13 protein-coding genes are annotated in these 13,733 nt (G+C 53.0%); 10 read left to right on the forward strand and 3 right to left on the reverse strand.

The features are described 5' to 3' along the window. Positions 1-18 precede the first annotated feature (18 nt). The 6 genes from deoC to B2U90_RS10405 all read left to right on the forward strand — a co-directional run bounded on the left by deoC (position 19) and on the right by B2U90_RS10405 (position 4,491). On the forward strand, positions 19-678 hold the full coding sequence (gene deoC / locus B2U90_RS10380; protein ID WP_059075739.1) for a deoxyribose-phosphate aldolase: 660 nt from the start codon (positions 19-21) through the stop codon (positions 676-678). Further along, positions 665-1,654: an MBL fold metallo-hydrolase gene (locus tag B2U90_RS10385; protein WP_059075740.1), complete on the forward strand. Its 990-nt coding sequence runs from the start codon at positions 665-667 to the stop codon at positions 1,652-1,654. The genes deoC and B2U90_RS10385 overlap by 14 nt, the downstream gene beginning before the upstream one ends. After that, positions 1,654-2,766, forward strand: coding sequence for a S1C family serine protease (locus B2U90_RS10390; RefSeq protein WP_206084998.1), 1,113 nt, complete (start codon positions 1,654-1,656; stop codon positions 2,764-2,766). The genes B2U90_RS10385 and B2U90_RS10390 overlap by 1 nt, the downstream gene beginning before the upstream one ends. Next, a complete protein-coding gene (rlmH, locus tag B2U90_RS10395; RefSeq protein ID WP_059075742.1) occupies positions 2,763-3,242 on the forward strand; it encodes a 23S rRNA (pseudouridine(1915)-N(3))-methyltransferase RlmH in 480 nt (159 codons plus the stop codon). Before B2U90_RS10390 ends, rlmH begins: the two co-directional genes overlap by 4 nt. 239 nt (positions 3,243-3,481) lie before the next feature. Further along, positions 3,482-3,952 (forward strand): CBS domain-containing protein, encoded by a 471-nt coding sequence (locus tag B2U90_RS10400; protein WP_059075779.1) that lies wholly within the window; start codon positions 3,482-3,484, stop codon positions 3,950-3,952. 14 nt (positions 3,953-3,966) lie between these two features. Next, positions 3,967-4,491 carry a CBS domain-containing protein gene (locus B2U90_RS10405; protein ID WP_292017730.1) on the forward strand — a complete coding sequence of 175 codons (525 nt, stop codon included), beginning with the start codon at positions 3,967-3,969 and terminating at the stop codon, positions 4,489-4,491. Between the two features lie 91 nt (positions 4,492-4,582). On the opposite strand, the gene clpB is transcribed toward B2U90_RS10405, so the two are convergent. Then, positions 4,583-7,174, reverse strand: a complete 2,592-nt coding sequence (clpB, locus tag B2U90_RS10410; protein ID WP_292017731.1) for an ATP-dependent chaperone ClpB — start codon at positions 7,172-7,174, stop codon at positions 4,583-4,585. A 222-nt stretch (positions 7,175-7,396) separates the two neighbouring features. On the opposite strand from clpB, the gene B2U90_RS10415 reads away from it, so the two are divergent. Continuing rightward, on the forward strand, positions 7,397-8,221 hold the full coding sequence (locus B2U90_RS10415; RefSeq protein WP_292017732.1) for a tetratricopeptide repeat protein: 825 nt from the start codon (positions 7,397-7,399) through the stop codon (positions 8,219-8,221). On the opposite strand, the gene gltS is transcribed toward B2U90_RS10415, so the two are convergent. Both gltS and B2U90_RS10425 read right to left on the reverse strand, forming a co-directional pair. Next, complete coding sequence (gltS, locus tag B2U90_RS10420) at positions 8,205-9,467, reverse strand: sodium/glutamate symporter (protein WP_059075745.1); 1,263 nt, start codon at positions 9,465-9,467, stop codon at positions 8,205-8,207. The genes B2U90_RS10415 and gltS overlap by 17 nt on opposite strands. A gap of 112 nt (positions 9,468-9,579) precedes the next feature. After that, positions 9,580-10,767 (reverse strand): tRNA(Met) cytidine acetate ligase, encoded by a 1,188-nt coding sequence (locus tag B2U90_RS10425; RefSeq protein WP_292017733.1) that lies wholly within the window; start codon positions 10,765-10,767, stop codon positions 9,580-9,582. 192 nt (positions 10,768-10,959) lie between these two features. Between B2U90_RS10425 and B2U90_RS10430 the strand changes: the two genes are divergently transcribed. From B2U90_RS10430 to B2U90_RS10440, 3 genes are all read left to right on the forward strand, one after another. Then, a complete protein-coding gene (locus B2U90_RS10430; RefSeq protein WP_070807723.1) occupies positions 10,960-11,490 on the forward strand; it encodes a hypothetical protein in 531 nt (176 codons plus the stop codon). A gap of 29 nt (positions 11,491-11,519) precedes the next feature. After that, positions 11,520-12,713 carry an acetate/propionate family kinase gene (locus B2U90_RS10435; RefSeq protein WP_059075748.1) on the forward strand — a complete coding sequence of 398 codons (1,194 nt, stop codon included), beginning with the start codon at positions 11,520-11,522 and terminating at the stop codon, positions 12,711-12,713. A gap of 106 nt (positions 12,714-12,819) precedes the next feature. Beyond that, positions 12,820-13,500, forward strand: a complete 681-nt coding sequence (locus B2U90_RS10440; RefSeq protein ID WP_059075749.1) for an HAD family hydrolase — start codon at positions 12,820-12,822, stop codon at positions 13,498-13,500. Positions 13,501-13,733 lie beyond the last annotated feature (233 nt).

Raw genomic sequence — 13,733 nt, forward strand, 5'->3', positions numbered from 1 at the left:
TTTAAAGGAGGGTCTGTCATGTCTATTGCAGCCTGTATTGAACACACGAATTTAAAACCGGAAGCAACGCCCGGAGATATCCGCCAGCTTTGCCAGGAAGCGCGTACGTACGGATTTGCCGCTGTTTGCGTCAATTCGTCTTATGTAGAACTGGCGAAACAGGAACTGGCCGGGACATCCTGCCTGGTGACATCGGTCGTCGGATTTCCTCTTGGAGCTATGGCCAGCAAGGCAAAGGCCATGGAAACAGCCGAAGCCGTAGCCAGCGGGGCTGATGAAATTGATATGGTCCTGGCTATCGGCCGGGCCAAAGCCGCCGACTGGGAGTACGTCTATCAGGACATCCGCCTCGTCGTGCTGAGTGCGGCCAGCCGTCCCGTCAAAGTGATACTGGAAACGGGGCTTCTCACAGATGAAGAAAAGGTAAAGGCCTGCCAGGTGGCTGTCGAAGCAGGAGCTGCCTATGTCAAGACGTCGACGGGCTTTGGCCATGGTGGAGCGACCGTCCACGATGTGGCTCTCATGAAACGGGCCGTAGACGGCAGTGCCAAAATCAAGGCCTCCGGCGGTATCCACGATTATGCCTCGGCGCGGCAGCTCGTAGAAGCCGGTGCCGACCGCCTCGGTGCCAGTGCCGGCATTGCCATCGTACAGGGAGAACTCCATGACGGAGAGTGAAATCCGGCTGGCGCAACTGGCCCAGTCTATCGGCAGGGCGCGCCGTATTGCTTCCGGAGCTGCTGTGACGGAGGAACCGGCAGGGTATCCATCCCTCGCTGCCGATTTCAGCCAGACGAAATCGGCAGCCGTGTCTGAAGATGGAGGCTCGTTCCTGAAAAGCCAGACCGTCAGCCACAACGGCGACTGCCTGGTCAGCCTCCTGGCCAGCGGCAGTAGTGGCAATGCCGCCTTTATCCGCTGTGGACGGACCTGCGTGCTCATCGATGCCGGCATCAGCTGCCGGCGCATTGAAAAAGGACTGCGCCGGTTCGGGTATGCTTTGTCTGACCTCGATGCCGTCCTCATTACCCATGAACACACGGACCATGTGAGCGGCCTGCCCGTCCTGTTGAAACGGACCCATATGCCTGTCTATACGACACAGGAGACCTGGCAGGCCATGGGCAATAAGATTCTCCCTTATATGGACCGCTTTGTCCGCCTGCCGCGCCGCCTTTCCCTGGGAGAGATGCAGATCGTTCCCTTTGCGACCAGCCATGATGCGGCCCGGTCGGTGGGTTATTCCCTGTATCACGGCGACTGCAAGATTACCCTGGCAACGGACCTGGGCTGTATTACACCCGATGTCATGACGGCCGCTTCCTGGTCGGATATGCTCATCCTCGAAGCGAATCATGATGAAACGATGCTGCGAAACGGGCCTTATCCCTACGCCCTGCAGCAGCGTATACTGGGAAATCAGGGCCATCTGTCCAACCGGACGGCAGCGGAATTTCTCAGCTCTCTGCCGCGGCGGGGAATGGTCAAGGTCCTGCTGGCCCATCGCAGTGAACACAACAATACACCGGCCCTTACGGTGCAGACCATGCGCGATGTTCTCACGGGCCATGGCCTGGTCATCGGGCAGGATATGTTATTGCGCCTCGCCTCGGCGACGGGATCCGTGCGCTTTTTGAACGGAGGTACTCTATAATGACACGAAAAAAATGGCTGACAGCGCTGGTCGCTGTTCTCCTGATTGGCGCCGGTATTGCCGGCGGCTTTAAAATCCATGAAACATTTTTCGGCAGCCAGACCTATTCGGGCAATCTGAACCAGCTGCAGGAACCGGCCAAGAGTGAAGCCATATCCGATGCCCGCAATACGGCCGTTGTGCAGGCAGCCAAAAAAGTCGGTCCTGCTGTCGTCGGGATTACGACGAAAGTATATAACCGCGACATTTTTAACCGCAAAGTCCTCGTCGGCGAGGGCGTCGGTTCGGGCATCATTTTTGATAAGTCGGGATACATTGCGACGAATAATCACGTCGTCGGGACGGCGAAAACGGTCATCGTCTCTCTGGCCGATGGACAGAGTACGGAAGGGACCGTCGTCGGCCGCGATGAAAAGACCGATCTGGCCGTCGTCAAGATTAATGTCGATAATCTGCCCGTTGCCGAATTTGGTGACAGCGACTCTTTGCAGGTCGGTGAAACGGCCATCGCCATCGGCAACCCTCTGGGACTGGAATTCCAGGGAACCGTAACGGCCGGCGTCATCAGCTCCCTCAACCGGACTATCGGTGTGGAAGGGGAAGGGATGAAACTGATACAGACTGATGCAGCCATCAATCCCGGCAATTCCGGCGGCGCTCTCGTCGATGCCGATGGTAAGGTCATCGGTATCAACAGTGCCAAGATTTCCAAGGAAGGCGTAGAAGGCCTGGGATTCGCCATTCCCATCAATACGGCCCGGCCCATCCTGGAATCTCTCATCAAGAATGGCAAAGTATCCCGTCCGTACCTCGGTTTCTACGGACTCGATAAGAAGATGGCAGCCCGCTTTGGCATGAAGCTCAACGTGAGTGGCGTCTATGTGTACAAAGTCATTGCCGGTGGTCCTCTCGACCAGGCAGGCCTGCGTCATGGCGATGTCATTACCAAGGTCGGCGATACGACGATTGAAGCCTTTACGGATCTGCAGGATGCCCTTTCCAAGGCCAGACCCGGCGATACCGTGACGGTTACCTTTGACCGCAATGGTTCGAGCCAGAGTGCCGACGTAGTGCTTCAGGAAGCTCCGGCCGATGACGAGGATGACCAATGAAATACCACATTATAGCTACGGGCAAAATCAAAGAAGCATATCTTACGGCAGGTATTCAGGAATTTCTCAAGCGTCTGCGCCCATACGGACAGGTGGAACTGACCGTCCTTCCGGAAGAAAAAATGCCTGACCATCCTTCCCCAGCCCAGAAAGAACAGGTGCTGGAAAAAGAAGGGGAGAAAATGCTCTCTCATGTGCATCCCGGTTCCCACTTGTTTGTCCTCGATGTGGCAGGAAAACTTATTTCCTCGGAAGAGTTATCACAGCGCTTTTCCGACCTGGCCCTCTATGGTACCAGTGAACTGACTTTCATCATCGGCGGTCCTTTTGGCCTTTCCGAATCGTTGCGCCGCCGCGCCGATGAACGCATATCCTTCGGGCGCATTACCCTGACCCATCAGATGATCCGCCTTATTCTGGTGGAACAGATTTACCGGGCCATCAAAATCGCCCGCCACGAACCGTACCATTTATAACCGGGAATGGCCCTGTGGACGGGATGTCTGCCCTGCCGCCTGAGAAATACGAAACCCCCGGAATGTCCTGTTCTCTAGATGACAGGACATTCCGGGGGTTTGCCGCAATTTGGGTAAAGTATTCTGCCATGCCAGGCAGGAAATCGCCGGTTTGTGTCAAATTATATATATAGAAAATAAAATCATAACCGGCGGGCATATTGCAGAACGAGATGCCTGCTTATAAAGGAGTGATTTATATGGCACAGCATATAGCATCAGAAATCATGGAAAAAGCCTTTGTGACGGCCGGCCCGGATACATCTGTCTATGAACTGGTCAATTTATTTGTCAAGAATAAGGTGACGGCCATCCCCATCATCAACGATGAAGATGAACTGGTCGGTATCGTCACCGATGCGGACCTGCTGTACAAAAAAGTAAAACCCCACGTGCCGCATTACGTCAACCTTCTCGGCGCCAGTATTTATTACAGTGGCATCAGCGCCTACAACCGGGGATTCAAGAAACTCATGGCCGGGACGGCGAAAGAACTGATGACCAAAGATGTCATCATTGCCGCACCGGATGCACCGGTCGAACAGATTGCCGGCGTCATGGTGGCGGAACATCTGAAAGTCATTCCCATCGTGGACAAGAAACACGTCGTAGGCATCGTGACACGTGGCAACATCCTGGACGAATTGTATCAGGAATACGGTGAATCGTAGGGGAGGCGGGCTATATGGATGAAGCAGAACTGAAGAAACAGCCCGGCACAGACGGAACGGAAAAGAAACAGGCTCCTGTCGTACCGGTCCGCGATGTCATGTACAAGATGTTTGTCTCTGTCACGCCCGATACGCCGGTGCGCAAGTTATTCCGACTTTTCGTCAAACACCGCCTGCTGGCCGTGCCCGTCGTCGATGATGAAGAACACCTTATCGGCATCATTACCAGTGCGGACCTCATGTACCGCAGTTCCAGGCCCCACATTCCCCGGGCTCTGCCGTTTATCGGTTCGAAAATCATGACCAGCCGCATCAATAAGTATGCCAAGGAATTCCGGACGCTCATGGATGAACCCTGTGAAAAACTGATGACCCGCGACGTGGTCATCACGACGCCCGATACGGACGTAGAACAAGTAGCGGCCGCTATGGTCATCGAACACCTGAAAGTCATCCCCGTCGTCGTCAACAAGCGAGTCGTCGGCATGATTACCAGGTCTAATGTCTTGAAGCAGCTCTACAAAGAATACAATGAATAACAGAATATAGAAAAAGCGGCTGGTGCACTACGTAATCACACGTAATGCACCAGCCGCTTTTATCATTTGAAGTCACGTCAAACGTCAAACATCAGGCTTCTTTCTGCTGTCTGTACGGCGTGAACGTAAATTGCTGGCCATCGTAGTTGATGGAGACCGTATCGCCTTCACGGACGACGCCGCTGATGATGTCGCGGCTGAGTGCCGTTTCGACGGTATGGACAATCAGGCGGCGCAGCGGACGGGCACCGAACTGCGGGTCATAGCCCTGATCGGCCAGCGCCTGCAGTGCTTCATCGGTCCAGGTGAGGTGAATCTTGACCTGTTTTTCCAGACGTTCACTCAGGCGTTTGAGCAGGATGGTGGCAATATTGCGTACCTGATCTTTGCCCAGAGCCTTGAAGACGATGATGTCATCGACACGGTTGAGGAATTCCGGACGGAAGTATTTTTTGAGCAGTTCCCGGACGGCTTTTTCTGCCTGGGCGAAATCTTTCGTTTCCAGGATTTCATGAGAGCCGAGGTTACTGGTCATGATGATGATGGTGTTCTTGAAGTTGACGACCCGGCCTTTGCCATCGGTCAGACGGCCATCGTCAAGAATCTGCAACAGGACGTTGAAGATATCGGGATGAGCCTTTTCAATTTCATCGAGGAGGATGACGCTGTAGGGATGACGGCGTACGGCTTCGGTGAGCTGGCCGCCTTCATCATAACCGACATATCCCGGAGGCGCACCGATCAGACGGGATACAGTGTGCTTTTCCATGTATTCTGACATATCGATACGGATGATATTGCGTTCATCATCAAAGAGGGCTTCTGCCAGTGTCTTTGCCAGTTCTGTCTTGCCGACACCCGTAGGGCCGAGGAAGATGAACGAGCCGATGGGACGGTTGGGGTCCTTGATACCGGCACGGGCACGGATGATGGCATCGCTGACGACGCGGACTGCTTCGTCCTGGCCGACGACACGCTGATGAAGCGTATCATCGAGGTGGAGCAGTTTTTCCCGTTCGCCCGTCATCATTTTGGAAACGGGGATACCCGTCCAGCGGCTGACGACGCCGGCAATATCTTCTTCGCCGACTTCTTCCTTCAGGAGCTGGGAATCCTTGTGGGCATCCATGAACTTTTCCTGTTCTTCCATCTGTTTCTGCAGTTCCGGCAGTTTGCCATATTTCAATTCCGAAGCTTTGCCCAGATCGTATTCCCGTTCGGCCTTTTCCATTTCATTCTTGGTGGCATCGATTTCTTTCTTCAATGCCTGGGTGCGGGTGATAGCGGTCTTTTCTTTTTCCCACTGTTCTTTCAGGGCATCTTCTTTTTCTTTCAGTTCATTCTTCTGGGCGGTGATTTTTTCCAGACGTTCTTTCGAAGCGTCATCCGTTTCCTTACTCAGTGACTGTTCTTCGATTTCCAGCTGCATGATCTTGTGAGTCAGGTCATCAATGGGAGCCGGCATGGATTCGATTTCCGTACGCAGTTTCGCCGCAGCTTCATCGACCAGATCGATAGCTTTATCGGGCAGGAACCGGTCGGAAATATAGCGGTCGGAGAGAACGGCTGCCGCGACGAGGGCCTTATCACGGATGCGGACACCGTGATGGGCTTCGTAACGGGATTTCAGGCCACGGAGAATGGTGATGGTGTCTTCCACAGACGGCGGATCGACCATGACCGGCTGGAAACGCCGTTCCAGAGCGGCATCTTTTTCGATGTATTTCTGATATTCGTTGAGGGTTGTAGCCCCGATGCAGCGCAGGTCACCGCGGGCCAGCATCGGTTTGAGGATGTTGCTGGCATCCATGGAGCCTTCGGACGCACCAGCGCCGACGACCGTATGGATTTCATCGATGAACAGCAGAATCTGACCATCCGATTTAGCGATTTCATTGAGGACGGATTTCAGTCTTTCTTCAAATTCACCACGGTATTTGGCACCGGCAATGAGGGAGCCCATATCAAGGGAATAGAGTGTCTTGTTCTTCAGTGATTCCGGCACATCACCGGATACGATACGGCGGGCCAGCCCTTCGACAATAGCTGTCTTGCCGACGCCCGGTTCACCAATCAGCACGGGGTTGTTCTTTCTCCGGCGGGAGAGGATTTCTACGGTACGACGGATTTCATCATCACGGCCAATAACCGGGTCGAGTTTGCCTTTGCGGGCAGCGGCTGTCAGATCGCGGCCGTATTTTTCCAGTGCCTTGTAATTGCTTTCCGGGTTATCGCTGTTGACATTCTGTTTGCGGTTTGCCCGGATAATGGACATGATTTTGTCCTTGGCCAGACCGAATTCACGGCACAGCGTCTGTACGTCACTGTCGCTTTCTTCGACGATGCCGAGGAGCAGATGTTCCGTGCTGATGTATTCATCGTGCATTGATTCGGCATACTGCTGGGCCTTGCCGATGACACGGGCCATTTCTACAGCCATGGTCAGCTGGCTCTGTCCCTGGACGGACGGAATCTTTTTCAGGAGTTGTTCCAGCCGGGCCTGGAGCATAGGCACATCGGTGCCGCATTCTTTAAAAATCGTGGCCAGCAGGCCTTCCGGTTCCTTGACCAGTCCCATGAAGACGTGGACGGACGTAATTTCCTGATTGTAATGCAGGGCGGCTATCTGCTGCGCTGTCTGGAACGCTTCGATGACCTTCTGCGTATATTTTTCATTTCCCATACTAAGACCTCCTTACGTAGGGCGTAAGTTGCATGTAAAAGTAGTGAACAACTAAGTTCAATTATCATTATATCCATAAAAGTCAAAAAGTCAATAAGACAAAAAGAAAAAATTGAACTTTTTTGTTTTTTTTCATTGCGAGTGCTGCCGCTGCCGGAAACATTGACAAGAAAGGCCGTTGTCCGTACAATCAGGTACAGAATAGAAAGGAGAGATATATTGATGGGACGGACGTTGTGGCAATGGGAAAAACAGGCTTTTCAGGGAGATGTACAGGCCCAGCGCGAAGTGGGCGACCAGTATTTCTTTGCCGCCTATGAAGAAGAAAAAGAAGAATTGCTGCAGCTGTCGTTGTACTGGTATGGCATGGGCGCCCGGGCCGGTGATGCCCGATGCCAGTATGATCTGGCCTATCAGTATGAACACGGCCTGGGGATAGAACCGGATATCCGTAAGGCTGCGTACTGGTATGCCCGGGCGGCCGTCCAGAAACTGCCTGAAGCGGAAAATAACCTGGGCCATCTCTACGAAACAGGATGCGGCGTCGTACAGAATTACGAGCTGGCCGTATATTGGTATGAACGTTCTGCCCGCCACGGCGATGCTGATGGACAGTGCAATCTGGCTATTATGTATCAGTTTGGCTACGCCGGGACAGCCGATTACAAAAAAGCCGCCATGTGGTATACACAGGCGGCAGAGCAGGGCAATGTCATTGCCCAGAATAATCTGGGATATTTATATGAAACGGGGAAAGGCGTTTCTCAGGATTATACAGAAGCGGCCTACTGGTACCGGCTGGCTGCTGAAGGTGGTGACGGGCCGGCAGCCAACAATCTGGGCCAGCTCTATGAACAGGGATTTGGCGTCGAAAAAGATCCGGAAAAAGCGGCCGTCTGGTTTTCCCGTTCTGCCCGGACCGGATACACGGAAGGCATCCGCAACTATATCCGCATACTGGAAACGGGAACAGGGCTTCCCATGGACAAAGAAGCTGCCGCGTATTGGCGCAGGCAGCTCGATGAACAGATTAATGGAAAAGGTTGATAAAAATCGTAATGACCGATGCGTTGACCGGGTCGATGATGAGTGATCCGATGAGGGGGATGACGAAGAATGCCGTCGGTGCCGGGCCGAATAATTCTGTCATGGCCGTCATATTGGCGATGGCGTTCGGTGTAGCACCCAGACCGAAGCCGCAGACGCCGGACGTCATGACCGCTGCTTCATAATCCCTGCCCATCATGCGGAATACGACGAAATACGCAAAGAGGGCCATGATGACGGCCTGACTCAGGAGCATGACAATCATGGGCACGGCCAGATCGCTGAGCTGCCATAATTTGAGGCTCATGAGGACGCAGGTCAGAAAGACTGTGAGCCCCAGATTGCCCAGCACTTCGCTTTCTCTCTGATACACCTTATATACATGGGTGAAATCGGAGATATTGCGGATAACGGCAGCGACCAGCATAGAGCCGATATAAGCCGGGAAAATCAGTCCCAGGCTGTTCAGGAATCCGCTGACCAGTGTTCCCAGCCCCATGGCCAGGAACAGATGGGCCATGGCATTCATGAAATGATGATTGTTGATGGACTGGCCAGTGATGTGTTCCTGCTTGATGACTTCTGCCGCTTTTTCTTTGCTGCTGGCAATAGAGGACAATTTGTCTACTTCTTCCTGGCTGACCGACGGGTCGAGACGTTCCGTATCGGCATGACTGTGCAGGTGGTGTTTGTGGACCAGCTGTTCACCGACAGGGCCGCCGATGAGGCCGCCGGCGACGAGGCCGAAGGTAGCTGCGGCGACGGCGATGGTAGCGCCGCTATCGAGACCCATTTCTTCCAGGAGGGGACCAAAGGCAGCCGCTGTAGCATGACCGCCGACCATGGGAATGGAGCCGGTTGCCAGCCCCATATAGGGACTGAGGCCGAACAGGGAGGACAGGCTGATGCCCAGGATATTCTGGATGACGATGAGTACCGTCGTGATGACAGCCATTTTAAAGACCATGATGCCGCCGCGGCGGATCAGGCTCAGACTAGCCGTATAGCCGACGCTGGTGAAGAACAGCATCATGCAGACGTTCTGCATGACTGTATCCTGCTCATAAGACCAGATGCCCTGTGTATACAGCAGGCAGTTCAGGACTGCGAACAAGATGCCGCCGATGACCGGGGCAGGAATGCAGTACGTCCTGAGGGCAGAAATTTTTATACGCAGGAAAACGCCGGCATAATACACCAGGATGGCCGCAGCCAGCGTCTGATAGATATTGAGTTGTATAGACAACGAAATACTCCTCCTTTGCACAACGTGAAATTGATTTGCTGGTATAGAAAACAAATCTAATCATATCAGAAAAAATCCACATTGACAACATGGGAGCAAGAAGGAAAATGTGTCAGCGTATGCGGGGAGACTGATAATAATCCTGCCGCGACAGGCGGGCCTGAGTGCCATGGAAGCAGTAGTACTGCATATCGGTGCAGCGCAGGTCCAGTGCCAGCTGTTTCCGGCCCAGTGGGGAAAGAGAATCGGCGGCTGTGATGCGGGTGATGACAGGCAGTTCTTTCTTTATTTCTTTTATATAAAAGGATGCCTTTTGAGATAAGGCCAGCAGCCGGGCATACTGGGGTCCTAGCTGGTATGACTGGTCCATGAGGCTGCGGCCGGGTGAAAGGAGCGTATAAGCGCCCATGCGGCACAGACGGCTGTAGGCATAGCGGCGGGTCTTGATGGCAGCCAGTGCCTCTTTGTACGTGACGGAATCCTGCATACAGCGGTGCCAGCGGTTCTCCAGCCCTTCGTTAAAGGCCGGGAGCTGGCGGAGCATTTCCGGTGTCAGCAGCCTGTTCTGGAAGAGAATGAAATCGCCATAGCGGTCATAATCGGTGTATGCTCCCTGTGAGAGGAGTGCGGCCATATCTTCCCGGGCTTGTGGTGTCAGATAGCGGTGAAGATGCTGGCAGCGGCCTGTCTGGATTATATCCTGACGCAGGGCAGAGGCGCTGGCAAAGGAATGGGCCAGCGACGGGTCGTGATGGCTGCCCTGACGCAGGATTGGCCAGAACTGCAGGGACAGGTCCTGTTGCACGATGGCTTTGGCGTAGGATGCCGCCAGCAGGGCATTGGGCTGATCCAGAAGTAAGGCCGTTTGTTCCCGAATCCGGGCAGCCAGGGCTATAGTCTGCCGGCGTCCGGCCGTTTCCCTGCCCCGGCAGGGCCGGATATCCTGTGCAGCCCGGGCCAGAGCGTAAAAATCGTCTGCCGTGCCCCGTTCGACACCACAGGCCAGATGGCTGCATCCCAGCCGGGACGCCAGCCATACGCCTCCCAGGGCGAATCCGTCGGCACTGGACAGACTATAGACCGCTGGCAGTTCAAAGACCAGATCGGCCCCGCCTTCAACAGCCCAGGCGGCACGATGCCACTTATCGAATAATGCCGGTTCGCCCCGCTGGACAAAGGAACCGCTCATGATGACCACGATCAGCGACTGGGGACCGGCCTGCTGCCGTACCTGGGACAGCAGCCAGGCGTGGCCTGTATGAAAGGGATTAAATTCTGCAATAACGGCAATACGCTTCATACCATACTCCTCGGACATACATATCCTATGTATTATGCTATTTCTTCTTCAACACATTAATCATAATATATATATGAATAAAAAGAAAGGAAACAGTCGATTTGCCCGGCAGATTGACAAATTATCCTTTTTCTCTTATGGAGAATATGTTATAATGAAACCAGTCTGTGAGAAAGTATAATAGGTGATAGCATGAAACGAATGAGAAAGTTCCTGGTAACGGTGCTTGCGGCTTCGACAATACTCATGACTGGCTGCGGCAATGCATCGATTCTGGAAGAATATAGCTTTGGCTATACACAGTTGAAAAGCGGTAATTCCGAAGTATACCTCATGACTCCTATGGAAATGGGGAAATCCCAGAATAATGATGGAACCGTATTATATGGCGCCAACGATTCCCATTGGTGGATGGCTGCCGAATCGCGTCCCGCCAGTGAAATCACCATACAGCAGTGGGCCGAAAAACCTATTTCCTTACTGGAACAGACGCATTATACAGATCTGCAAACGAAGGTCTCTGAAACGACTGTCCTCGACAGGCCGGCGACAGAAGTCCACTGTACGTTCAATCTGAATGTGCAGGGCCATGCCGTTCAGATGGTGGGGCAGAGTCTCTTCTTTGAAGATAATGGTCAGATATGGGATATTACCTACTTGTACAATCCGGCCGACCCGGTGGGCAAAGAAGTAATAGACCATGTATTTGGCCAGATAAAATAATTTCGTAAACATGAAAGAGGGTAAATTGCATGATCGTATTGGTTGTAAACTGCGGCAGCTCGTCCTTGAAATACCAGTTGGTAAACATGGACAATGAAGAAGTCATGGCAAAAGGGTTGGTAGAAAAAATCGGTCTTCCCGATTCCCAGCTGACTCACAAATGGAATGGCCAGAAAAAGGAAATCCAGCAGTCTATTCCGGATCATAAAGTCGCTGTAAAGCTCGTTCTCGATATTCTGACCGATGCCGAATGCGGCGTTATCAAATCCATGGATGCCATTGACGCGGTAGGTCACCGTGTTGTCCATGGCGGCGAAGCCTTTGCCAGCTCCACGGTAATTGACGATGAAGTCATGAAAGCCCTGGAAAAATGCTCCGCCTATGCACCCCTTCACAATCCGCCGAACATCATCGGCATCAACGCCTGCAAAGCTATCATGCCGGGCGTACCGCAGGTCGCTGTTTTCGATACAGCATTCCATCAGACCATGCCGCCGGAAGCCTTCATGTATGGCCTTCCGTATGAACTCTATAAAGAAAATGGCATCCGCCGCTACGGCTTCCATGGCACGAGCCATCGCTATGTAGCCGGCCAGATTGCCAAAGTCATGGGTGTTCCCGTTGAAAAACTCCGCATCATCAACTGCCACCTTGGCAACGGTTCTTCCCTGGCTGCCATCAAATATGGCAAATGCGTAGACACGACTATGGGCTTCACACCGCTCGCCGGCTGCCTCATGGGCACGCGCTGCGGCGATATCGACCCTGCTATCGTTACGACGGTCATGGAACAGAAAGGCCTGTCCACGAAAGAAATGGATACGCTCATGAATAAGAAATCAGGCGTACTCGGCATTTCCGGCGTTTCCAGCGACTTCCGCGATCTCGGCGAAGCTGCTAAAGAAGGCAACGAACGGGCTAAACTCGCTCTCGATATGTTCCATTATCAGGTACGCAAACTGATTGGCGCACTGGCTGCTGCTATGGGTGGCGTCGATGTCATCACCTTTACAGCCGGCGTTGGCGAAAATGGTATCGAAGACCGTGCAGCTATCTGCCAGGGCCTGGAATACCTGGGTGCCAAACTTTGCCCGACCCGCAATAACGTCCGCGGCAAAGATGCTATGATTAGCACCGATGATTCTACGGTAAAACTTTATGTCATCCCGACAAACGAAGAAATCATGATTGCCCGCGATACGAAAGAACTCGTTTCCAAATAATAAGGGCATGAAATAATACTGGCTGAGGGGGCTGGGTATGCGGCATACAACGGCGGCTGTCGTTGCGTGCTGCTGCCCGGCTCCTTTTCGTATAGGGGGGAGAATTATGGATATATTATATTGGGATATAGATGGGACACTGGTCAATACGGGAATGGCCGGCATGCATGCCATTCAGGAAGTATTTCACGAATTGCAGGGTGACGACCAGGCCGTGCCGAAAATCGCTGCCGGCGGCCGGACGGATAATTACATCTGCCAGCAGCTGCTCTATCAGGCCAGAGGCGTCATGCCTACCGATGAAGAAGTCAATCACTTCTGCCGGAATTACGAACAGAAACTGATGAAATGGCTGAAAAAAATGAAAGGTGAAGTCATTCCGCCGGCCCGGGAACTCCTGCCATACCTGGCTAAAGCCGAAGGATACCATCAATGTCTGCTCACGGGAAACAGCATCTATGGCGCTAGACTGAAACTTGATTTCTTCGGCCTGACCCAGTACTTTGACTTTGACCATTCAGGATTTGCCTGTCAATTCTACTATCGCGACGACATGGCCCGCCACGCCTGGGAACTGGCGAAAAAAGCCTGGGGTGACACTATCGGTACCATGTACGTCATCGGCGACACCCCCTACGATATCCAGTGCGGCAAAGCCATCGGAGCAAAAACCATTTCCGTCGCCACCGGACGCTACACCTACGACCAACTGGCAGAACACACTCCCTGGCGCCTACTGCATCGCCTGCCCGGACCTGAAGGATTTATGCAGATACTGAAAGGATAGGAAAGGATAGTTTGCAGTGGTAAGTTTGTAGTTTGCAGAAAAAGCCGGTTTGTCGAATCGGCTGCTTTTCATACCCCAAAGATTAGCAAAATAGGACCCCCGACCGGGGACGATTCAGGATGAGAACCGTCTCCGGTCGGGGGTCCGGCATTACAATATATTCATACATTTAATTATGATAATATAAATCAATTGCATTGACATAAAACCTTGTCTGATAGTATACTATGTAT

Source organism: Megasphaera sp. UBA4233 (assembly GCF_002395615.1).
Lineage (GTDB): Bacteria > Bacillota > Negativicutes > Veillonellales > Megasphaeraceae > Megasphaera > Megasphaera hexanoica.